The sequence below is a fragment of the Photobacterium frigidiphilum genome (assembly GCF_003025615.1).
In the GTDB taxonomy this organism is placed as follows: Bacteria; Pseudomonadota; Gammaproteobacteria; order Enterobacterales; family Vibrionaceae; genus Photobacterium; species Photobacterium frigidiphilum.
On record NZ_PYMJ01000056.1, the window covers coordinates 1 to 22,038 of the forward strand.

A 22,038-nucleotide genomic window follows, 5' to 3' on the forward strand; every position below is an offset into this window, starting at 1 on the left:
AATATTCAAGAGGTTATCGATTTTCTGCTAAGCGATATTGAAATCGATTTTTTGGCTGCAGCCTAGTGATACCAAGGGTTACAGAGGAATCTGGTGACAAACCGTTCTTTTAGTCAGAGAACCCTTTAAAGTCCCTGTAATATATAGCTGGCTTGAAGGATACGGAATCGGAGGACATGCAGTTCTAGACATTCTGCGTCAACCGGGGTGTTTGCGATGTGCGTATGTTGAGCCGAATACTGGGGTACGCGGTCTAGCATCCAACCTCAATTTCATAGAACCCGACCAGAATGTAGTTAAAAACTACGCTGGCTGTGGTGAGATGTTTATCCCTTATGGCGCAATCAGCTCCACACAAACAGCTCTTATCGCAGCAGATCTGGCTGTCGGATATCTGGAAGGGAAGTTGACTGAGTCAAAGAAAGTTAGCTGGAAAGGCGATAGCGCAGATGCAGAGCGCGAAGGGCTCAATCTCACTCCAAGATATCAAACTTTCACATCCTCTTTAAAGAAGCAACCCTTACGGCATCCTCTGTGTGACATATGCCAGCCAAAGGAGTTCATCACCTATCAAAGCAAGTGTGGAAAGCGCCTTTACCTCCCTCAGACTCTTCATCAAAAGTTGTGTACCTACCGGCAAGAAGAGCCAGCATCAGTGGAGTCAGCTGGACTTCTCATTGGGTATTACAACCGGAACGGTGAAGTCTTAATAGATACCTTTACTACTCCAAAAGCATCCGATCAAAGAACCCGGACGACGTTCAAGCTGGATTCACAGGCTCACCAGGCAGAAATTGAAAAAGCCTATACCGCATCAGAACAGTTGTTGGGCTACGTTGGAACCTGGCACACTCACCCCCAAGACGTGCCGCGCCCCTCAAGCCCTGATAAAACTGACTGGCGAACCCATGAACAGGACAACTCCGATCGCCCACTGTTTTTTATTGTCGTAGGCATAAAAACAACGTCGGTCTACACCCTGGAAAAGGGGAAAGTCATCGAACTATCGATCGTTCAGGAGGAACATTGCTAACTATGTGGAAATGCTGTAAACGACTGTTCTCTATTGTCGTGCTGAACGTCAACTTTGAAAATGGCTATGATGCTAAATACGCAATCCGGAATGGCAACTTTTTTGTTATTGTTGGTAGTAGACAAGTAAATATTCACATCAAAATAAATAATAAATTTGAAAAATTATCGAGGAAAGTGAATGGTTAATAAAGTTGATCAGTTTTGTAATCAGGCAGCGAGTTCTCCAATTGATTCACTGGATAATTTTAATCAATACCACAAAAACCTTAAGAAGCTAGTAAGCTGGAATGATGTGGGAATTTTGACTGACAACGATGATAAAAATACCATCATTCTACTTAGCCTTAATGAAGAAGTAGTAGCTACGCTAAGGTTATGTCTAGTACCACGTGACACTGCAAACTGTCTAGCAAATTTATCTGAAAGCAAAAGTGTGGTTACATACAGAAATATCCAAGGTTATCAAATAACGAGCTACGATCTGTTAACACTAGACTCAATAAGTGGTATCTGGATTAAAGCGGGGCAACAAAGCGTTAATTTATCGATCGATGAACTAGAGAATTTATTCGTCCGCTTCGAGGATGATCGGAAACTAAAAGGCAGAGGGAAAGACTTCACTGCAGATACCAAAAATACTGTATGGAGAGAAAGCTATGGTCGCTGCATGTTCACCGGATGTGGTGAAAAGTTAGACCATGATACTATTTCAGGGACGACTGGAAACTATGCTTATTTAGCCCATAACGTTGCGTCTTCTGAGCAAGGTGCCAGAGGGGTCACAGAACTGTCTAATAAACTTTCCAACAATCCTGACAACGTTTTACTTCTATGTGACAAGCACCATAGACTTATAGATAAAGTAGCTGCAAGCGACTACACCGCACCAATGTTATCAGCAATGAAAAAAGAGTTTAGTATTGTTGCTAATAGCTTACTGGACGGCCTAAAATACCAGCCAATTCCAGTTTATGCAGTACTATGACCAGTAAACTCTCAAACTGTTTCACCACCATCATATCTTCAGGTTGCTAGTAGCCTCTCCAGAATTAAACGCCGAATGCATGAACAGATAAACATTCTGAGCAACAATGAAGACTTATTGATTGATTCCCCAGATATATTTTGGCAATTGATGCCTAGTGTAATTCAAAGTGCAGCAGACAAGATCATTCAACAAACAAAGGGTTGTGGCTTCAATGCTGCTTTATTTGGCTTCGGACCAACATCTTCACTTATTGGATTAGGTGCTAAATTGGGTAATAAAAATGATGTAACGCCTATGTTACGTTTTAGGGAAGGTGGGAACTGGTCTTGGCCTAGTGAAGTAGCTGTAGGTGCTTTTTATGAAATAGAAGGTCTAAACGATTTAACAGAAAATGCTGACATCATCATAAACATCGCCTTAACTGCCGAGCCAGAAAGTCTTATTGGTGCTTCAAAAGCTTTAAGTCGTAATAAAAACGCTCAGATCATCACTATAAGAGCCAAAGAAAAATATATGGGGAACGGTGCAATTCCACACCCTGAAGACGGAAAAACTTTGACTGCCGAACTTCAGTCTATTTTTCACAAACTAAAATCTGATTATAGCATTCAAACCATACACTTATTTACTTGTGCTTCAAACGCTGCGGCTGTTTTCATTGGTCAGGCTTATGATACTCACCACCCAGAAGTTATCATTTATGATTTTGATAGCAGTACAATGGTGCCAAGGCTGCAATTGAAGAATGAGAACCATAAATGCCAAGTATCAGTTTTTCAACAGTAAACGTTGTACATGGAAAGTAGTCCTTAATCATACATGAGAAGTGCGTATTCTGCTGATTCCGATCGCGCATTCCGGTTTTAACCGATCACCATTTTTCACTTTTTTCTCTACCCTTATTTTTAACTCAAGTGATCGGATTGCGCCAGTTTTCGCATCGATTCTCCTCTCAATTCTATTCGGTGGCTGTTGTGCAACAAGCGATCTAATAATGCATCAGCGATCGTCGTGTTACTTATCATGTTATACCAATCACTTACCGGTAATTGACTCACCATAATGGTACTACTTTGCTGATATCGATCTTCCAACACCTCAAGTAAGTCACTCGACTGTTTTTGTGTCAGCTTTTCCATTCCCCAGTCATCGATCACTAATAATTGTTTTTTGGCTAAATTAAGCAGCACTTTTTGGTAAGTTCCATCAACGCGAGCAGCGGCTAAGTCATCCAGCAAACGGCTTAAACGATAGTACCTGGTGAGATGCTGTTGCTCGCAGGCTTGCTCTGCCAATGCACAAGCAACGTATGTTTTTCCTGCTCCAGTAGGCCCTGTGAGCAAGATGTTTTGACAGTTATGCAGATATCCGCCCGTCAACAATTCAGACATCAACTTGCGGTTCAAGCCTCGCTCAACACGGTAATCGAGCTGATTAGGGCTCGCAGAGAGCCGGAGTTTGGCTTGCCGTTTTAGCCGTTCAACCTTATTTACATTACGACAGAGGAGCTCATACTCCAGCAGTAAACTGAGTCGTTCATTGAAACTCAATTCAGCATAAGTCGTTAGCTGCTCTTCTTGGCGCACCAGCGCGTCGGCAGCATGACTTAAGCGTAAGGCTTTCAGTTGTTCATCCAGTTGGCTCATGACGTTCTCCTAGTGATAATAATTAGACCCACGCACATTGCTGTGTTCTAGATTTAACTCACCTTGTTCAGATGAGGTATTTTGTCCTTCTCGATTATTTTTTAGCAGGTTTTCAATAAATTGACGATGAGGCCGTTCTGCAAGCAAGGCGTCTTTACTGGCTTGTTCAAGTCTGGCTTCGCCATATTTACGGGCAAGACTTAATAGGCCGAGACAGGTGCGATAAGCCTGTTCAGGATGGGGTTTACTGTTCAGCTGATACTCCACCACGCTTTGCGTGGCGAGGCCGATGCTTTTGCCCCAACTCATCAACCGTTTCGGCGACCAGTTCTGGTGTTGATGGTTACGTGGCATGTGTTCTTCAAGCGTGGTGAAGCCATATTCTTTTTTGTTCCTCGAGTGTTGAGCCACCAATAATCCTTGATGATATAGGCGAACGATCCGCGATGTGGCTTCCAGATCAACGTGTTGGCCTACGAGGCTGTGTGGTATTGAGTAAGCATGTTTACGGTAAAGAACATGGTAATCCGGCGCAACTTTGGCGCGTTTTGTTTCCGTATATTCATAACGCTGATTGGGTAATTGCTTTAAGGCTGGCTGATCAAGCAGTTCAAACATCGCTTTACGTGACGCGCCAACTAGGCGCATGGTGCGGCCATTTAAATCAATTGCGAGTTCACTAATTGCGAGATTAAGACTGGCTAACGTATGGAATACTTGATGGCGTAAACGCATTAAGATCCAGCGTTCAACGATAAGTACGGCGTTCTCAGCCTTCGCTTTATCCTTGGGTTTATAAGGTCTTGCAGGCATCACTGCGGTTCGATAGTGGTTCGCCAACTTACGGTAATTGTCGTTCAACTGAGGTTCGTAACGGTGGGCTTTTTTAATCGCAGGTCTTAAGTTATCAGGCACCAATAAGTTTGGTACCCCACCAAAAAATTCAAATGCATTGGCATGGGCCATAAGCCAGCTTTCTGAATCCTGGCCCTCGCTAGCTTCGACATAGGTGTAATTAGATGCGCCAAGTGTGGCGACAAATATTTGCGCTCGACGGCATTCCCCGGTGTCTGGATTGACGATATTGACGGTAGGCCCACAGTAATCAATGAAGAGCTTATCGCCAGCAACGTGATGCTGACGCATACTGCGTTTTTGGGTTTTAAGCCAACGAGTATACAGCTCACAGAACTGCGCATAGGCATAAGCAGCATCCAGATATTGCTGCTGATATTCTTCCCACAGTAAGCGCTTAGTCATACTTTTACGCTTCAACTCTTTGTAGCACAAAGTAAAATCAGGTGGGACTTTGTTCTTGTTGGGCTTTCTGCCTAAGTACAAGGCATTATTTATTTCGGTGTCAGAACAACCTTCGGGCAGTGGCCAACTGAGTGAGCTGGTTTTAAAGCGAGTTAATAGCTCAGAGACAGTTGAAGGGCCTATCGACAGGCAAGATGCAATGTCACGATGGGATAAGTGACTATCAAATTTAAGGCGTAATAGATCTCTAATTTTACTCATGGTGATCCTCTTTTTCGGCATGACACTGTCTCTTTTGTATTTTTGGATACAAAAATGATAGTGAACAATTGATTTAAAAGAGAAAAATAGGTGATTCTGTTTTTAATCGATCACGAATCTGCTAAAACGATCGCGATTCTGGTATTAGACCAAAATCGATCGGATAAGAGCAGAATCAGTGATCGGTTTAAATCGGAAAGTGCGATCGGTTAAGACCAGAATCGGTGTTCGGGTAAGCCCAGAATATGCATCCCTCCGAGATACAAAAATAACGCAAACATCGCGGTATCACTGTACCGTCAACGAATGCAGATAGAAGAGAATTTTAGAGACACTAAAAATGGCAAGCTGGGCATAAGTTTAGAGTATGCAAATTCAAAATCAGTGGAAAGGTTTGACAATTTACTTCTTATTGCAGGGTTGATCTTATTTATCATTTGGTGCGTTGGAAGAGCCGCGGTAATGAAAAAAATTCATTATTCACTACAAGCTAATTCACTTAAATATCGGGCAGTATTATCCACGATTTACATTGGTCGAGAAGTTGCAAAAGACGGCAGGTATACCATAACGATAGATGAATATGTTTACGTGCTAGCTCATTTATCAGAGCTAGCAGTTAGCATGGAGGATCTACTATGATGAATATTTTGTGGGGATCCCTCAGCTCCCGATAGTTATTTAAGGTGTAGGTATGCTTCTTAAAATGATGGCGTTTTTTATCATTTTGTTTGTAAGGCATGTGTTAAATAGCTAATCGGAATGAAGGGTTAGCTATGATAACTGAACTCAGTGTTAATGGAATAATTGAGTGTTATCTGAGCGATTCAACAAAGCCCATTATATTGCAAAATTCTGTTTTAAGTTCAATCGACGGTTTAATTTAGAAATATACTGGACAGCTAATTTAGTCAAGAAAAGCCCGCCTACGACGGAAACTTATACACTATAGGCGAACTATTCTTGAATTCCTTCACCCACATCGTGATGCCCAATAGCTACCAAGCGGTCTAGCCGTATAAAAAGATCACATAGCTTTAGTTGCAACAAAGCTATTACTAACGGGGGAACTAACCATATCAGATATGTGACATCACTATATTGGGTCAATACGCTCACAACCTGAGTAAATAGCCTTTGGAGGATTATATTAAATTGAGATAATCACTTAATCATTATTATAAATGATACACGTACCATCACCTTCAATAGCACATACATTTCGACGTTCGTTAAGCACTTTTTCTTGCACATTCATCTCCTTCCATTCCTGATCATCAGCATATCGTGTTTCTACACATGCAGTAGCCAGGAATATAGTTAAAGTAAGTACAATAAGTAACTGAGGTTTAAATATCATAAATTATCCATTATTTTTTCTATACAGCACATCCACCTTCTGTTTTCTGGCTGTAACTGTAGCTATAGTGAAAAATTATACAGAAGTATAAAATTACTGACTTCTAAATATAATTAAGCTTTAAGTGTATAGAGCTTATCTTTCAAATTAATAGTCAGAATTTGAAAGGTAATGAGTACGGGTGGAAGTCATAACTCAGCACTTCAATTTATAAAGTAACCTAAATTTTACATTTGTTATAGTTTTTTAAATACTATAACAAGAGTTTTCCTTCAGCATCACAACCACGCTTACCTTTTCTTTTGCCTCCTACCAAGTTGTCATCAAGATCTATAATACCTGAAAGTCGGTACAGGCAATCTCTATGGCCCATAGTTACTCTTGCTTTACTAAAAATCAATTGTGCCGTTCGCTAGTTAACCTCGATAAATTTTCTGAGTCTAAAAAGCAAATAGCCCAAAACTATTTATTTAACGGAACATGGCTACCATGAAATAAAATGTCAATGGTTATTGATATTTGTTTATAATATTATCTGCACATCAATATTACGAGTTATCGCGTCATATCCGTTATCACAACCACACTAAGGGAAAACAAAACCATTGGATATCTCAGTTGATTTAAATAATCAACTTCAGTCCCAAGCTGACGTTGCTATTCAAATAGGCAGCTTCTGATATTTAATTGCACGCTGTATTTTTAAGGAGGTAAACACTATGAATATGGACAAGCTGACTCCAGTTTACGACACTACCCTTTTCATTTGTCGATCGCGATGCTCCAGTAACAGAGCGCATTTGATGAGCCTCCGATTGATGGGCGAGCGAGCAATATGAATATCTCGCCCAATCATGATTTCCTCGATTTCATAATAATTCAGTTTATGAGCAATGTATTAGCGAACAGACTGGTGAATTATTTCGGATAGAAAGTGCCTGACTGAAAAATAAATAATCGTGTGATTACATTAAGTGGAAAGCTTCAGTGTTCATAATACATTGAGTGACTTTTCAACAAAACCTGTTATTTAAGATACTAGCCTTAAGAATAGACATCCTTTAATCCTTTAGGCCTTGTTTTAAAACGCTTGTGCAGCCACATCCATGCTGGAATATCGCGATTAATCATATTTTCCAGCTCTTGGTTTAGTATACTTGCAGCGCTTAATGGGTTTCGCCTTTCAATTTTATTGCTGAGATCATTTCCGACGTGCAATGTATAGTGGTTATTCTCAACTACTGTCACACCAGAAATTACAGCACAACGTGTCGCATCAATTAGTACACTCGATCCCGCAGTACTCGCAGCTTGCTCTACCGCAAAAAATGGAGCAAATATCGAATTATGAGGGCCATAGTCATGATCAGGCAAATACCAAAGTCGATCACCTTTTTTTAATACCTTTAGCATAGATTTGATATCCTTACGATCAATCATCTGATGACCATTACGAGTGCGCCCGCGATGTTGAATAAATTCGTAAACAGGATTTGAATGTGGTCGATATACACCATAACCTTTTGCGAACTGGCTAAAGATACGAGCTGTCATTTCAAAGTTTAAGTGATGACTACATATGACTAGAACTCCACGATTATTTTCCTCTTGTTTAAGTAGCATTTCCTTGCCAATTACAGAAGATATTCTTCGAGTACGCCATTCAGGCCAGAACCAAGCCATCCCAGTCTCAATCAGAGCCATTCCTGTATATTGAAAATTCTTTTTCACTATCCTGCCGCATTTATTTTCTGAATATTCAGGAAAGCAAAGTTTCAAGTTGCACTTTGCTACTCTATAGCGTTTTTTTAAAATATGCATAGTTAGCAATCCAATAATATACCCAAGCTGGCGTAATAGAAGGTACGGAAGAATATTTACTATAAATGCAAGCAATAAAAAGCCAAACCAGGTAGGCCAATATTTAGGTGTAAGTAGTCTTAAGGAGAATGAATAATGTGTAGGCATATACTGCTCCGAATTTTGAGGCTAATTTCTTAGTTATGTGCTGCTTCCATGCAGATTTTTTTCTATACGTCATGCAGTCGATATAAAAGTTTATTTTATTAAGTAATTTTTTGACATTAAATTCATGTGAATTATGATTTGCTGCATAATATATCATATTTATTATGCAGCACTGATTATACCAGAATAGGCCGATCATCTCTGATAAGCCTATTAATTTGTAATGTGTTCAGAAAAACAAAGGATAATGGCAGAATTACTATTAATTGAGCATCAGAATACGACAGAACATTTACCGATAATAATTCCCACATTACTGGATAGTTCTGTATTTTCTGATTAGTTACAACAATCCCAAAAAAGAGCCCTAATATAATAAATTACAGCATCACATCAGGCCATCATTATATTAATAATTAATTAACAAGTGAGAGGTAAATGATGACCATTAATTTACAAGGTATTAATATTGCAGAGTTAGCGTCCGCCAGCCTATATCCATAGTAAGAAATATTGAAATTCCTTACTATGGACAGTAAAATTAGCAGGCTGTTAGTTACTGCCTGTATTCTATTCCAAGTTGCCATCGCTCTTTTTAACAGAAACTTTTACATCTTCTAAGCCAGCGTCTTCAAGTTGTCGTTTAATGTTTTTCTCCATTGAGACCTCACTTCCCTCTGTTTGTGGCATGGAGACTTGCTCAAAGTACAACTCGCCAGTGTACTGATCTTCTGCGTAAAACATCCCCTTTACACGGGCCTTTTTCGGGGCTAATACCTTACCTAACCAGTAACGGGTATCGAAAGAGCCTTCATTTTGTGCAATCCAGTTCCAGTCCCAAGTTTTATTTAAACCTGGGATATCACGATGGTCCCATTGAAATTCAAAGCTTTTATCCTCACCGGAAAAACGGCCAACAGAAAAAGTACTGTTGACGGTAGGTCTATCTTTAGGATGCGTTAGCAGACCGTTACCTCCCCAGCGCATAAAACCATTAAAGCCCAGATCGTAAGAAACATCTGCATCAAAAACATAAGGATAAGATATATCTGCACGATATACGTTTAAAAGTACTTTCAACGCACTATTGGCAGGTACCATTGGTCTAGCTTGCAAAGAAACAGTATTACTCTCATCACCACCACTAGCTGTCCCCCACCCCTGCGTCGAACCAATAGTAACCTGGATAGACTTATCAACACCTCCGGTAACCTGTGGACTTTTGAAAGCAGTGCTAACTGCAATACTTTCACTGAAACCGTAATCATTATGCTGTGACCAATTTGTTGATGTTTTATAATTTATATCTATTACGTATTGCTGAGGGATACTTGTTTTGTTGATCGCGCTAGATGAAATAGTATTGATCAGTCTTTTATTCGAATTAACAATCGAACCGTCAATTTTAAATGAAGTAGGATTCATGGTATAAGAAAAGTTCTTGACCATGAGAGTACTTCTCTCATCGCAACGATAACCTTCACAAGGTCCTTCATTACCACGAATTTTCCAAGTATTTGCGTTAGAATCCCACCAGACTTTCATATCTTGCCCGACTATTTCTAAAGCTGGACCTCCAGCCCAAGCGTACCCCATCATATGAGCTAGTCGGAAATTAGGTGTAATAAAATTGTCCTTGTCATTAAGCAAGTTCCATTCTACACGCTGCTTCGTACCTTCCTCGATATAGACAGGGTTGAACTTGAGAATATTCATATCAGCCTTAAGCGGATAACAGGCCGTTGAATCTGCAGATCCTTTCTTGATCTCCCCTTTGTAACCTGGTCCCATTATAATCCAACCATCAGCCAGAGTGACATAAGACCAATTACCTAACTTGTTCATTATAAAATCTTTGAATCGTAAAGCCTCATCACGAGTTATAACCCTGAAATTAGGTTTACACGTTTCAGATCCAAGACTGTAATGAATCTCCGCTAGTTCAGGGTAAAATTGATTATTATCTGATGCTAATACTGAAGGCATGTAAGCTAAAGGCAACAAACATAATAAAGTGAGTGTTTTTTTCATAGGAATCTTCTTTGTTTTATTGTTAGTTAACAATAAAAGTAATAAAAGATCACTGCAATGTATTTGTTGGGAAAATACACTAACAGGTATGCATAGGCTTGGTAAATATTAAATATGAGACATTGGTCCATATTCATTCAGCCCATCTCGTTTAAATAATTATAAACAACCTATACATATTCATAATTAAACTTTAATATTTCTTAATAATTAATTGTATGTAAGAGAGGTTTATACAATGAACTATCTCACCTCTTTAAAAGATTAAACATGGTGACAATTAACAACAAGTAACAAGCAGTTAATAAACAATTAAATAACAAATGGGGGGGGTAATGGTCATAAACTTGTTGGCCATTGATGTTTCCAAGAATACTTTTCTACTTCAAAGTATTGATCGTAATAGCAATCCTATTAAAAAAACGATTATCAAGAGGTAAGCTAGTGAATATATCTTACGTGGGTGAGCTAACAGCAATGATGTCCGTTATTCCAAATCCACATGTATTTAAGAATGGTCGACATATATCGGCGCGGTTTGATCTAATGCTAAGGCAATATTCAGAATTATGTCTTACCCATCGACTCTAGCGAGCCAATGAGCTACACGAACCTCAGCGACATGCTGGCAGAGCGAGGAATTTCGATTAATCGCTCTACCATTTATTATTAATTTATTAAACATGCTCCAATATTACGTAAGAAATTACGTCGCCATCAATTCATTCGGACAGACTTCTAATGGCAACTCTATAAAACCTACGTCACAGTGAAGGGAAATGTCACTACCTTTACAGTGCAATCAATAAACAAGGCGGTATTCTGGATTATCACCCTTCTCGAAAAACAATAAAAAAAGAATTTTATCAAAAACTTATCTGATTACCACCGAACCTCAGCTAATTTGAGTAGCCGCTGGGGCATCGGTGCAGTTTGAATACTTGAATAAATTAGCTGTTCCATCATCTTTTCTAAGTTAAACCGCCGATTAAACTTAAAACAGAACTCTGCGAGGTAGCACGGAAGGTGCCTGTTATTAATAGCGTGATACGTACCATGCATGGCATTTTTCACATTACTAATCATGGTGTTAACCCACTTGAAATAAGGTAACTCCACACAGTCTGCGCCTCCGCCTGTAACGATGGCAAGATGAAAGATATTGGCTTCCTCAATACCTCTAAAACAAGCTAACCCATCAGAGATAGCCAATGATTTAGGGCGTAAATGCGCCTTGGCCCATTTCGTCAGCTCTACTTTTCTGAACCCTTCAACAGCGCTAAAGCGCATCCGCATTGGGCGACCTTCTTTATTCATCGAAACCGCAGCAACAAATGGTCGTTTTCCCTTTGCTCCTCGCCCACGAATACCACGCTTAACGCCACCCCAATAAACATCGTCCATTTGGACATATCCATCCAAAGGTGATTCATCATCACGCTCTTTCATGGCTTGCATAAGCTTGTGCTTTAATCGCCATACTGCGTTATATGAAACACCGAGTAGTCTTGAAAGTTCAAGAGCTGAAATACCGGTTTTGTCGCAAACCGGTGTGCTGAGTTATGATATTCGCCAGCACTCATTACTTTTATCATTATGACCATCCTTTTTTCAGGCCGACACTTTCCTTCAGAAATTATTCTACTGTCTGTTCGTTACTACCTTGCTTATAAACTTAGCTACCGTGAGATCGAGGAGATTATTGCTGAACGAGGTATCCATGTTGATCACTCAACCTTGAACCGCTGGGTGATAAAGTATGCGCCATTGCTAGAATATCGAGCTCACAAAAAGAAGAAGCCAGTAGCTTCTTCGTGGCGAATGGACGAAACGTATATCAACGTAAAAGGCCAATGGAAATATTACTATCGAGCCGTTGATAAATATGGTGATGTGATTGATTTTCTACTGCGTGATAAGCGAGATGAAAAAGCAGCGAGAGCCTTTTTTCAAAAGGCCATCGGCCAACACGGATTACCTGAAAAGGTGGTGATTGATGGAAGCCATTCCAACGCATTAGCACTGCACAATATCAACGTTGAGCTTTGGCATAGCGGACGCATGCTGAGTCTTATTGAGATCCTTTCAATTAAGTATCTGAACAATATTGTTGAGCAAAGCCACCGCAGAGTGAAAGGTAAAATGAACCAGGCACTAGGCTGGAAATCTGACGAAGGAGCAAAAGCCACATTAGCTGGTGTAGAACTGTGGGCGATGATTAAAAATGGACAGCTCGACAACCCTGAAGGCTTATCTGTTTGGGGGCAGTTTTACGCGCTAGCAGCCTAATTGTATCTGAAAATCAGTACGCTTGTACTTCTACAGAACTTTGCGACAGAGCCAAATAAAGCAAGCCTACGCTATTTCATTTAATTGCCACTGTGCATATCTCTTTATCATTGAACGCGCCTCTCAAATGAAAGTGTACTCACTTGGTCTATTGCTCGTTGGTTGATAAGCTACCACTAGTGCAGGGCAGTTGCACTGCACATATGTAGAATTGACGTTCATGGTAAGGAGTATTGAAATTCCTTACCATCAAGGAGTCAAGTCTTATCAACACAAGATGATAGCTGAACTCAATGTTAATGGAATAATTGAGCATTATCTGAGCGCTTCAACAAAGCCTTAAGCCCAGCATTATGAGTTGGAGAATTACAGCTTGAAGAAAGAAAGTTGTTGTTTCTGTTTTTCAGCTAATTCTGATAACTCATGGCTTGCAGCTGCACTTTGACTAATACCAATTACATTTTGGTTCACGATTTCAGACATGTTAGTGACGTTACGGTTAATGTCTTGCGTTACCTGTGACTGTTGCTCTGCCGCTGTCGCCACTTGCGTATTCATACCACTAATCTGGATAACAGATTCAGTGATACCGACAAGTGCATCATTCGCTTGATGTGCAAAACGCTGGTTTCGTTCTAACATTTCCAAGCTTGATTGCATGCTTTCATTCGCATTGCTTGATTGTGATTGTAATTCTTCAATAATCACTTGAATTTCTTGTGTCGACGTTTGTGTACGTGCAGCAAGCATGCGTACTTCGTCAGCAACAACCGCAAAACCGCGACCAGATTCACCCGCACGTGCGGCTTCAATAGCAGCATTCAATGCTAATAGGTTAGTTTGCTCTGAAATACTGCGAATCACTTCTACTACATTGCTGATTTGCTCTGATTGATCTTTTAAGCGCGTTACAACACCGGCAGCTTCCGACAAAGTTTGCGTCATTTGCGCACTCGCCGCATTGGTTTGCTCAAAGATGTTCATACCTTCTTTTGCTAGTTCATCGGTTTGCTTTGCCGTTGCATCAGCTGCTGTCGCATTATCGCTTACGTTATCTGCAGTACTTGATAACTCATTTACTGCAGAAGCAACTTGATCGATCTCGTTCAGCTCAAGCTGCGCATTGGCTTCAGATTGAGTCATTACTGCTGCAAGCTCTGTCGATGCAGAGGCAACATCTTCACTAATACGAATTAATGAATCGACTGTTGTATGAAGCTGAATAACCGTTTTATTGATATCACCACTAAGTTCGGCAAGCTCATTAGTACCATCTTGTTCTGCACGAACTTGAAGGTTACCTTGAGCCACATTACGCATAATCGCTTGTAGTTTTATAATAGGGTTAACAATTAAGCCTGATAACCACCATGCTATTACTGTTGCAAATATAAAAGTTAACATAATTGTTATTGTTGCTGTATTCATTAAATTTTCATTATTCTGAGTACTTTCTTTCAAGCTCATGGTTGCGTATGCATTAACACGTTGAGACAGCGCATTAATCGTCAATACCATTTTATGGCCCACAGTGCGGTACTGCGCAATAAAATCCGACTTTTCTTGTTCTGTTATGTTACCACTGTCATATTCATTAAATAGCATGACTGACCGACTCGAGTAATTAATATAATCAGTGATTGCCAATCTTACTACATCGGTATCTGATTTGAATTTTTGTTGCTTATTAAGTACTTGTAGATCATTAATAATGTCTATAGTTACAGAACGTAATTCATTTTGAAAAACGCTACGGCGTGACGCATCATAAATCGCATAAACAGCATTGATACGGAGTGGATAAATTTGATTAGTAACCTTTGATAACACATCTTTATACTTAATCAATGAATTAGTATTGGCCATTATGACTTTCTGCTCATCTTCAAGCTTATTTTTTATCACCCAGAGCGATGTAAATAAAATAAAAGTAAGAATAACAACAGGAAATAAAATTTGAAGACGGATCGATAATTTTTTTAAAAATAAGTACATTGCAACCTCGAGACAAAATTTACGTAAGGATTTAATGGAATCACTGTGAATCGTTTAGTATTACTTTATAGTTTTCTTGATTACCACCGAAACTCAGCAAGCTTGAGTAAACGTTGAAGCATCGGTGTTGATTGAATAATAAACGCCATGTATTGATTTGTAATATTAATAATCATAGTGTTGATCCGTTTAGAATAAGATGATTCTACACAAACAGCTCTACCACCAGAGGCCAAAACGTAGGTTTCCTTTAGCTCTTCAGTGGCATACTTATCGGCTACATTATTAATAATTATGCACTTTTGAAACTTAACGTTATTTTTAGCCATGATCTCGCTTATATAAGTTCAGTTAAAAATCTAAGTATTAGAGGGAATCAAATCATTTATATTTTATGCAAAGAAACGGTTCTCATTCAAATATTATGTTGACTTTGTTACATTTATGGATTTTATTTTTCTTGAAAAATATACATAAATTATTTGTTGATATGTATTTAGTATTTTTTTCAACTAAAAGTTGAAAGCTCATGATTTCATCACCTTGCATTAGAACATTTTTTTTAATAGGTAATGAATTTAATGTAATATCGAGTATATCAGAAGTAATATTTTCATTTTTTACAGTTACAATTAATTTTGCTATATTTTTTTTAGATAAGATCACTATTTCGCTTGGTTTTGCATTCACCTCACTAAATAATGAAAATTTTAATAAAATAATATAAATCAATATATGTGTTACTGTCACTTTAAGTCCTTTAGTTGATTAACAATCAATACTATGTGGGTAAACATTCAAATTTAACTTACTATAACAATAGATATTGTTGTACACTCATCTATTGGGAACTATTATAATTATATAATCCCATAATAATATTAAATTAATGAAATTTCATATACTTAAAAGCTATAGCGATAACCCATTTGGTAGTTACTTTCATCTAATTCTTTCCAGTGTCTATATTCTGCATTAAGTTCTAAATCTGAGTTTTGTGAGAGCTCAATTAAATTTGTTAAACGTAATTCATGCTGTCCTTTCTTGCTAAAATCAGTATATCGATATGACGGTTCGATTTGAAGCCCGTTAATTGCATTAAAGCGCAAACCAATTTCAGCAGAAAGACCAATTTTATCTTCTTTGAATTTGCGATTTTTGCACGTTTTTTTGTTCTCAACATTTCCACTGTCGATATTGATTTCACGGTCAGTATCATAACTTGCATAACCAACTGATGTATAATAATTTGTCTGAGTGGAAAGAGGAATATAATATCCCATAGAAAAATAATCCTGAACTAATTTTGATGAAGATCGAATGGTTGAACCAGTTCGATATTCAGCGAAAAAGTTATTGACAAAATTCCAACTGCCACGAAAGTAAACGCCATGTAGCTTTTTATATGCATTGTAATGATATTTGTTGTCGAAATGCTGCCCCATTCCATCTTTTGCTACACTAGTTAGTTGGTAACCTCCAGACAGGAATGAATAAGAGCTATTCGCACTTACTGATATGCTTGTAAATAAAAATAAAACTACAATTATCAAATTCAAGATAACACCCTTAATAAAAACCCAATATTCTAATAATAGTTAAATGTTACTATTTCAATCCACATGTAACTTATTTCAAACAATAAATTACATGTGCCACGTACATATTAACACCTGATAAAGATGGATATAATTTCAATAGATGTTTTATTTATCAATATTTACTGAGTTATTTTCATCAACAGACCAAGAGTAATACTTTCCTTCCTTATACTTAACCTTGAATTTACCTGAAGAAAACCTTACTAAATTATCATTGTAAATATCATTACTTGTAACTAACTGTTCTAATGTTTTAATCACATAAGATTTGCCGATTTCTTTAGATTTTGGGTTTGAATCTATAATCCAAGCGTTATGAATTTCAAGACTTGGGTTTGATGACTTATAGTTTTTAATTTCTAAGTTTAATAATCCAAATGAAATTAATGGGATTTCATTTTTAGATAATGTGATATTGTTTTCTCTACCAAAAGATAATGTTGTTACAGTTAAGTTGTCATCTTTTATTTTAATGTCAAATTTTGTTTTTGAGGTTATTTTAAAATCAATTAAGTTTTGATTTTGAGATTGATGCTCACCAATAATGCATTGTGATTTATTTTGATTTATACACTTAAGAACAATGGCATCCAAAAGTAGATTACTCGCACTAGTCACATATTTTGCATGATTTAGTTTTTCATTTTTAATCTCAAATGGCTTGCTAAAACTGTTAACTAAATCTGATACGGGATCTGACTGACCCGAATCTTGAGAAATTGTGGTTTCTTTATCCCCCCCCTTATTATCATCTTTACTACTTTTACAACCTTCAATCATAAAAAAAACCAAAACAATTAAAACAATATTTTTAAAGCTCATGCTAAACCTACTTCAATTTATAAATAAGATGCATATCTTGATGCATCCGCAAACTAGTACGAAAGGTATTCACAAAGGTGATGAGAGTCAATTACTTATTTTAATAAGGTATGTATATTACAGGATATGACAGTATATATACAAATAAGTCATTTATTGTAACTAATACCGCCACTTGTTTTTACGAATAAGTGATAAATTAACGGGTTTAATGTAATGAACCATCCCACCCATATCGTCTCACCAGACTATAATTAATTAGCTTACTAGGTATTGACAATAATATTTTTCAACTTCATTGTGTTGATTGTAAGAGCAAACCCATATTCATGTTAATAAATTTCAATATTCCTTCCCTATGAACATAGTTTGCACGCGCTGACTTTTTTCGCCCCTGTTATTTACGGTGTACTCACTCGGTATCCATTAAAACCAACCAACTTTGGCATATCCTTTTAGCATCGCGGCATAACCTAGCAAGGTGGACTTCTTTCTCTCTTTCATCTTTAAGGTGTCATATACTTTGGGTAATATCTCTCTACGACCTCAGTTTCAGGTAGTGGCCAAAATAACTGACAGTCCACAGAACGTTTCTATCTTTTGGGCGAAATACACCTTCCAGTACCGTTGGTACTGGCTACCAAGAGAAAGTGAAGCCAGTCTCTTTCCTCTCTGATATGAGCATAGGATTCGGTTTCTTAGGCTTTGGAAAAGATGGGCTCCCATGTGCCTGTTTTAGGGGTGAGCTATGAATATGGGTATTCCAGTTGACTCAGCGACCGTAGGTGTGGAGCGTACAGATTTGATTGCTGAATTTAATATAGAAGCTACAAGTATATTTTCGGGAACAAATGCCGCAGGCAAGCATCTTTGTAACATACTCAATAACGGTTTCACGAGCGTAACTGATGTGTTTGTTGATGAACGTCAGCAGTTGAAAAGCGTTTTAAGAGGTTTGTCTGGATAAATAGACAGGCTGTTAGTTGCTGCCTTAGGCTACCTATATTCACAGAGGTATGAGCAGTGTTGCTAAGAAACTTTGATATATTCTGCTAAAAGAGTGACTGACAGTATTTCAAATCTAAAAATTTAGCCTAATCAAACAGTTTTTTCACATCGACTGAATGGCGCGTAGAACAAGAAAAATAAACCCACATGGAAGCGAAATATAACATTGAAATCATCCTAAAAAATCAGAGGAAATAATGGATATTACATTTTTTCGGTACAAACATACGCAGTTGTTTAATGATGAGAGCTTTAACATTTAGCTGTAGTTCAGTAATTCAATTTACGTTATAAAGTGAATGGTATATATGTCAATAAAGAAAAATATGTTAAAAATATTAGGCCTGAATAATCAAACAATCTCATCGAGAGAAATTGTTCGCCCTTTGAATAAAATAATAATAAAAAGACGTTATCACCGTGGTTTCCTTTTGGAAAATACCATTGGTAATATCGACGGATGGAAAGCAAAATTAAACAATAAAATCATTACTGGCGAGCAAGCTTTTATCGAAACAAGCATTGATTGGTGGTGTGATAAAAAAATAGAATTATCACTTAAACAGTTCTCAAAAATAATGCAAGTAAAGAAATATAAAATAGTAATTCACCAAGGATTCAAAATAATTAATGATAATGGGAAAGATAATGAATGGTATATATTACATCATAGAAAGTTAATAAAAGGGACCCGATCGGCCATTATAAAAAAAATAGATATTTATATTGAACACTCAAGAACAAAAAAACCAAACAATAATCATTTTAATTGATTAACTAGGCATATATATATTGCAAATTATTAGATAAGGTAGATCTATTCAGTCATGCCGGAGTAATACAATAAGTGAACAGATTAAAAATTGATAAGTGAGTCAGTTGAAGGGGGTCGTTGCAAATAATCAGATAAGACAGATCTACCCTGTGATGGGATTAATGATTACTGGTAAACCACCTCAATATTGAAGAGACGATTCATGAAGGCGGATCTCTCCCGCACTAGGGTTTTATGTTCATCATTGCGCAACCATAAATCAAATTGACCCTTATTTATCATCCGTAATGACTCAAATCCCTGAAGCGTTGACTAGGCACGTTTTCGTATTTTGAATCCACCGGTAGCGACAGTCAGCTTCTTTATCGGCGCATGATCCGATTCGATACCATTATTGAGACATTTTACTTGCCGCTGTTCTACATCCGCTCGTAATGGCTTTAATGTAATGAAGGCTTTGTTGAATCGCTCAGATAACGCTCAATTATTCCATTGGCACTGAGTTCAGTTATCATGGCGAACCTCTTTAGATTGGTTCGCTATTTAACACATGCCTTACAAACACAATGACAAAAAACGCCATCATTTTAAGAAGCATACCTACGCGTTAAATAACTATCGGAATATAAGGCTCTGTCGCAAAGTTCTGTAGAAGTACAAGCGTACTGATTTTCAGATACAATTAGGCTGCTAGCGCGTAAAATTGCCCCCAAACAGATAAGCCTTCAGGGTTGTCGAGCTGTCCATTTTTAATCATCGCCCACAGTTCTACACCAGCTAATGTGGCCTTTGCTCCTTCGTCAGATTTCCAGCCTAGTGCCTGGTTCATTTTACCTTTCACTCTGCGGTGGCTTTGCTCAACAATATTGTTCAGATACTTAATTGGAGAGCATAAAAAAGTGTGGGGCAATTAAGCCTCTTCTCTATGCTGCTAATTCAACTCCAGTCCCTGAGGCCTTTTTCAATCCTGGGTACCAACGATGAAATAAGGTTTCCAACTCTCCATTTAACACTGTGGTCCGAGTCTGAAGCAGATCATGGGCACCTTGTTGACTCCACTGCATCTGTTGCTTTTTCGCCATTCTCTTGGCAACCACTTCGTTTACTGTCGATTCTACAAAGGCCGTTGAAACTGGCTCTCCATACCGATAACGTTCACCGTAATTAGGGATCATCATCTGGTTGTTATCGATGTAAGTGAGCATTTCTTCTAGGTGTTTAATCAGCTTCTTTCGATTTTTATAACTCAGCTCCGGATCATCACAAATATCAACACTCATATCGAGTTTTTCAAGCGCTTCCTCGACATTACCGTGCCAAAGATACCATTTTGTACTTTCCAGTAAGTGGCTTAGCTCTGCGCCGGCCGATGGATCAGATTGGCTGAGCCCTTTTGCATATTGATTCAGTACAGTTAATCGCATGGTGACATGAAACCAGTCCAACACATGCTCGGCTTCTGGATACATACCGAGCTGCATCGCTCTGAGATTATCGGCACCATCAGATAAGAAAGTGATTTGTTGATTGGCTTGCATCCCCTGTGATGATAACAGGGCCATCATTCTTCTGCGCGGATTAACCTCTAATGTCTGAACATAGCCAAAACGTTTGGCTTCGACTTGCTCAGAGTAAGATTTCCCTGTGATCACTTCAAAATTACTTTTTCGATCTCTACAATCCCGTACATAACCGCCATCAAACCCCATAACCATCGGTTTTCCTGGTTTTTGACGTTGACCCCAGTCACGAGGACATCCTTCAAGGTGAGCGGGTTGTTCTATTAATTCTGCTTCCTGCCGTTTGGCCACCTGGCTTAAGTGATTGCGAACGGTTGTGGCATTCAGAGTATGCCCGATAGGTAAAATATCCTTTAACCGCTCCACCGTCAGACCATATGACATCAGCGACGCCCACTTCACTTCCAGATATCGAAGTTCTGGGTGGCTCAGCTCTGGAAGCCATTCACTCACAAGGCTGACCGTTTTCGTTGAGCTATGCTCACAAGCACAGCGATAGAGGCGGGTGCCTGTCACTGGGATCACGCCAAATAGTGTTCGGTATTTTCTGGTTTGATAGCCTTTGATGCGTCGTGGTTTTCCACAATGCGGGCAGTTCCGATGGTGATGCATATAATGTTTAGCTTGGGCATTCATGATTGCCCGTTGGGCTGAACTTAGCAGTTGTTTTGAATCATCAATTGATAAGCCTGGCTGTTCATCTGGAGCGCTTGAATTATGCAGCTCCAGCAAGTTTTCACTATACGTTGAGCCACCTTCTTCTGTGATAATGATTTGTAGTATTATCTGCATCACTATTCTCCCGTTTCAGCTGCTTTGCTCTTGTCCTGTGAACATTTACGCAATTTATAGTACGTGGAAACCCCAAGCCCAACGTTGTCACAGGCCAGTTTAAGCCGGATCCCCTTAGATTTCAGTTCATCGACCACTGCCACTTTGCTGATATCCGCTGCAGGACGCCCCGTTTTCTCCCCTCGGGCTTTTTTAGCCGCGATCCCTTCAGCTTGCCGCTCCCGAATTAAGGCGCGTTCAAACTGCTGAAAGCTGACATCATGTGTAACTGGAGCTCCTGAAGTGGATTACTTTCCGCCGCACAAAAATGAATATTTTCCTTCAAAAAAACCAAAGAGGTGCCTTGCTGACGCAGTTGAGTGGTTATGTTACACATATCCATCATATTTCGGCACAAGCGGTCAATCGAATGGACAACAAGCGTATCACCGGCCACTAATTGAGTCAGTAATTGTTGTAACTTGGGGCGATTGATATCTTTACCGCTGGCTATTTCAATAAATTGCTCACTGATCTGAAAGCTAGAGTCATTGATAGCCTGCTCCTGGCGAGCTGGGTTTTGATCTGCGGAGCTAACACGGATATAGGCATATATCATTGTTCTAATTTTCTATAAATATAATTAAGGTTTATAGAGTAGTCTATAAATCAGGCTTTATGGGTATTTATAGAGCAAGGTATACAAAG

16 protein-coding genes and 7 pseudogenes are annotated in these 22,038 nt (G+C 38.6%); 8 read left to right on the top strand and 15 right to left on the bottom strand.

All coding sequences use genetic code 11. The features are described from left to right. The first annotated feature begins 322 nt into the window (after positions 1-322). The 3 genes and pseudogenes from C9J12_RS27960 to C9J12_RS27975 form a co-directional block, all read left to right on the top strand. The gene (locus tag C9J12_RS27960) at positions 323-1,033 is read left to right on the top strand and encodes a Mov34/MPN/PAD-1 family protein (RefSeq protein WP_107246311.1); all 711 of its coding nucleotides are present in this window, start codon (positions 323-325) and stop codon (positions 1,031-1,033) included. Positions 1,034-1,213: 180 nt separating this feature from the next. Then, on the top strand, positions 1,214-2,020 hold the full coding sequence (locus C9J12_RS27970) for an HNH endonuclease (RefSeq protein WP_107246316.1): 807 nt from the start codon (positions 1,214-1,216) through the stop codon (positions 2,018-2,020). A 51-nt stretch (positions 2,021-2,071) separates the two neighbouring features. Then, a pseudogene (locus C9J12_RS27975) lies at positions 2,072-2,809 on the top strand (SAVED domain-containing protein); the annotation flags it as partial. 119 nt (positions 2,810-2,928) lie between these two features. Here C9J12_RS27975 and istB read toward each other — a convergent pair. Beyond that, positions 2,929-3,669: an IS21-like element helper ATPase IstB gene (gene istB / locus C9J12_RS27980; protein ID WP_107246322.1), complete on the bottom strand. Its 741-nt coding sequence runs from the start codon at positions 3,667-3,669 to the stop codon at positions 2,929-2,931. Between the two features lie 9 nt (positions 3,670-3,678). Beyond that, the gene (gene istA, locus C9J12_RS27985) at positions 3,679-5,211 is read right to left on the bottom strand and encodes an IS21 family transposase (RefSeq protein WP_107246324.1); all 1,533 of its coding nucleotides are present in this window, start codon (positions 5,209-5,211) and stop codon (positions 3,679-3,681) included. A 228-nt stretch (positions 5,212-5,439) separates the two neighbouring features. Here istA and C9J12_RS27990 point away from each other — a divergent pair. Beyond that, a pseudogene (locus tag C9J12_RS27990) lies at positions 5,440-5,832 on the top strand (IS4-like element ISPpr2 family transposase); the annotation flags it as partial. A gap of 983 nt (positions 5,833-6,815) precedes the next feature. On the opposite strand, the pseudogene C9J12_RS31305 reads toward C9J12_RS27990, so the two are convergent. From C9J12_RS31305 to C9J12_RS28005, 3 genes and pseudogenes are all read right to left on the bottom strand, one after another. Further along, positions 6,816-7,207: pseudogene (locus C9J12_RS31305) on the bottom strand (IS1595 family transposase); the annotation flags it as partial. 387 nt (positions 7,208-7,594) lie between these two features. Further along, complete coding sequence (gene lpxL / locus C9J12_RS28000; RefSeq protein ID WP_107246331.1) at positions 7,595-8,518, bottom strand: LpxL/LpxP family Kdo(2)-lipid IV(A) lauroyl/palmitoleoyl acyltransferase; 924 nt, start codon at positions 8,516-8,518, stop codon at positions 7,595-7,597. Positions 8,519-9,088: 570 nt separating this feature from the next. Further along, on the bottom strand, positions 9,089-10,549 hold the full coding sequence (locus C9J12_RS28005) for an aerolysin family beta-barrel pore-forming toxin (RefSeq protein WP_107246334.1): 1,461 nt from the start codon (positions 10,547-10,549) through the stop codon (positions 9,089-9,091). A gap of 589 nt (positions 10,550-11,138) precedes the next feature. On the opposite strand from C9J12_RS28005, the pseudogene C9J12_RS31310 reads away from it, so the two are divergent. After that, positions 11,139-11,425: pseudogene (locus C9J12_RS31310) on the top strand (DDE-type integrase/transposase/recombinase); the annotation flags it as partial. Between the two features lie 6 nt (positions 11,426-11,431). Here C9J12_RS31310 and C9J12_RS28010 read toward each other — a convergent pair. Continuing rightward, a pseudogene (locus C9J12_RS28010) lies at positions 11,432-12,091 on the bottom strand (IS1595 family transposase); the annotation flags it as partial. 54 nt (positions 12,092-12,145) lie between these two features. Between C9J12_RS28010 and C9J12_RS28015 the strand changes: the two are divergent. Continuing rightward, the gene (locus tag C9J12_RS28015) at positions 12,146-12,838 is read left to right on the top strand and encodes an IS6 family transposase (protein WP_107246337.1); all 693 of its coding nucleotides are present in this window, start codon (positions 12,146-12,148) and stop codon (positions 12,836-12,838) included. 366 nt (positions 12,839-13,204) lie between these two features. On the opposite strand, the gene C9J12_RS28020 is transcribed toward C9J12_RS28015, so the two are convergent. The 5 genes from C9J12_RS28020 to C9J12_RS28040 all read right to left on the bottom strand — a co-directional run bounded on the left by C9J12_RS28020 (position 13,205) and on the right by C9J12_RS28040 (position 17,256). Beyond that, complete coding sequence (locus C9J12_RS28020; RefSeq protein ID WP_107246339.1) at positions 13,205-14,833, bottom strand: methyl-accepting chemotaxis protein; 1,629 nt, start codon at positions 14,831-14,833, stop codon at positions 13,205-13,207. A gap of 80 nt (positions 14,834-14,913) precedes the next feature. Continuing rightward, positions 14,914-15,162 (bottom strand): hypothetical protein, encoded by a 249-nt coding sequence (locus C9J12_RS28025; RefSeq protein ID WP_107246342.1) that lies wholly within the window; start codon positions 15,160-15,162, stop codon positions 14,914-14,916. 82 nt (positions 15,163-15,244) lie between these two features. Beyond that, on the bottom strand, positions 15,245-15,583 hold the full coding sequence (locus C9J12_RS28030; RefSeq protein ID WP_107246345.1) for a hypothetical protein: 339 nt from the start codon (positions 15,581-15,583) through the stop codon (positions 15,245-15,247). 155 nt (positions 15,584-15,738) lie between these two features. Then, a complete protein-coding gene (locus C9J12_RS28035; protein WP_227876492.1) occupies positions 15,739-16,392 on the bottom strand; it encodes an outer membrane beta-barrel protein in 654 nt (217 codons plus the stop codon). Between the two features lie 147 nt (positions 16,393-16,539). Next, positions 16,540-17,256, bottom strand: a complete 717-nt coding sequence (locus tag C9J12_RS28040; RefSeq protein WP_107246351.1) for a hypothetical protein — start codon at positions 17,254-17,256, stop codon at positions 16,540-16,542. 748 nt (positions 17,257-18,004) lie between these two features. Between C9J12_RS28040 and C9J12_RS28045 the strand changes: the two genes are divergently transcribed. Next, entirely contained in the window at positions 18,005-18,223 is a 219-nt protein-coding gene (locus tag C9J12_RS28045; protein WP_107246354.1) for a hypothetical protein, read from the top strand. A 367-nt stretch (positions 18,224-18,590) separates the two neighbouring features. After that, on the top strand, positions 18,591-19,037 hold the full coding sequence (locus C9J12_RS28050; RefSeq protein WP_170111907.1) for a DUF3319 domain-containing protein: 447 nt from the start codon (positions 18,591-18,593) through the stop codon (positions 19,035-19,037). A 167-nt stretch (positions 19,038-19,204) separates the two neighbouring features. On the opposite strand, the pseudogene C9J12_RS28055 reads toward C9J12_RS28050, so the two are convergent. From C9J12_RS28055 to C9J12_RS31315, 4 genes and pseudogenes are all read right to left on the bottom strand, one after another. Further along, positions 19,205-19,495, bottom strand: a pseudogene (locus C9J12_RS28055) (DDE-type integrase/transposase/recombinase); the annotation flags it as partial. A 226-nt stretch (positions 19,496-19,721) separates the two neighbouring features. Next, positions 19,722-19,922 (bottom strand): annotated as a pseudogene (locus C9J12_RS28060) (DDE-type integrase/transposase/recombinase); the annotation flags it as partial. Between the two features lie 40 nt (positions 19,923-19,962). Beyond that, positions 19,963-21,351: an ISKra4 family transposase gene (locus C9J12_RS28065; RefSeq protein ID WP_107246359.1), complete on the bottom strand. Its 1,389-nt coding sequence runs from the start codon at positions 21,349-21,351 to the stop codon at positions 19,963-19,965. Positions 21,352-21,577: 226 nt separating this feature from the next. Beyond that, entirely contained in the window at positions 21,578-21,949 is a 372-nt protein-coding gene (locus C9J12_RS31315) for a recombinase family protein (protein WP_227876493.1), read from the bottom strand. Positions 21,950-22,038 lie beyond the last annotated feature (89 nt).

Excerpts from the sequence above, each read along its gene's own strand:
- C9J12_RS27960 (WP_107246311.1), top strand. The coding sequence starts at position 323 with ATGTTTATCCCTTATGGCGCAATCAGCTCCACACAAACAGCTCTTATC.
- C9J12_RS27970 (WP_107246316.1), top strand. The coding sequence starts at position 1,214 with ATGGTTAATAAAGTTGATCAGTTTTGTAATCAGGCAGCGAGTTCTCCA.
- istB (WP_107246322.1), bottom strand. The coding sequence starts at position 3,669 with ATGAGCCAACTGGATGAACAACTGAAAGCCTTACGCTTAAGTCATGCT.
- istA (WP_107246324.1), bottom strand. The coding sequence starts at position 5,211 with ATGCCGAAAAAGAGGATCACCATGAGTAAAATTAGAGATCTATTACGC.
- lpxL (WP_107246331.1), bottom strand. The coding sequence starts at position 8,518 with ATGCCTACACATTATTCATTCTCCTTAAGACTACTTACACCTAAATAT.
- C9J12_RS28005 (WP_107246334.1), bottom strand. The coding sequence starts at position 10,549 with ATGAAAAAAACACTCACTTTATTATGTTTGTTGCCTTTAGCTTACATG.
- C9J12_RS28015 (WP_107246337.1), top strand. The coding sequence starts at position 12,146 with ATGACCATCCTTTTTTCAGGCCGACACTTTCCTTCAGAAATTATTCTA.
- C9J12_RS28020 (WP_107246339.1), bottom strand. The coding sequence starts at position 14,833 with ATGTACTTATTTTTAAAAAAATTATCGATCCGTCTTCAAATTTTATTT.
- C9J12_RS28025 (WP_107246342.1), bottom strand. The coding sequence starts at position 15,162 with ATGGCTAAAAATAACGTTAAGTTTCAAAAGTGCATAATTATTAATAAT.
- C9J12_RS28040 (WP_107246351.1), bottom strand. The coding sequence starts at position 17,256 with ATGAGCTTTAAAAATATTGTTTTAATTGTTTTGGTTTTTTTTATGATT.
- C9J12_RS28045 (WP_107246354.1), top strand. The coding sequence starts at position 18,005 with ATGAATATGGGTATTCCAGTTGACTCAGCGACCGTAGGTGTGGAGCGT.
- C9J12_RS28050 (WP_170111907.1), top strand. The coding sequence starts at position 18,591 with ATGTTAAAAATATTAGGCCTGAATAATCAAACAATCTCATCGAGAGAA.
- C9J12_RS28065 (WP_107246359.1), bottom strand. The coding sequence starts at position 21,351 with ATGCAGATAATACTACAAATCATTATCACAGAAGAAGGTGGCTCAACG.
- C9J12_RS31315 (WP_227876493.1), bottom strand. The coding sequence starts at position 21,949 with ATGATATATGCCTATATCCGTGTTAGCTCCGCAGATCAAAACCCAGCT.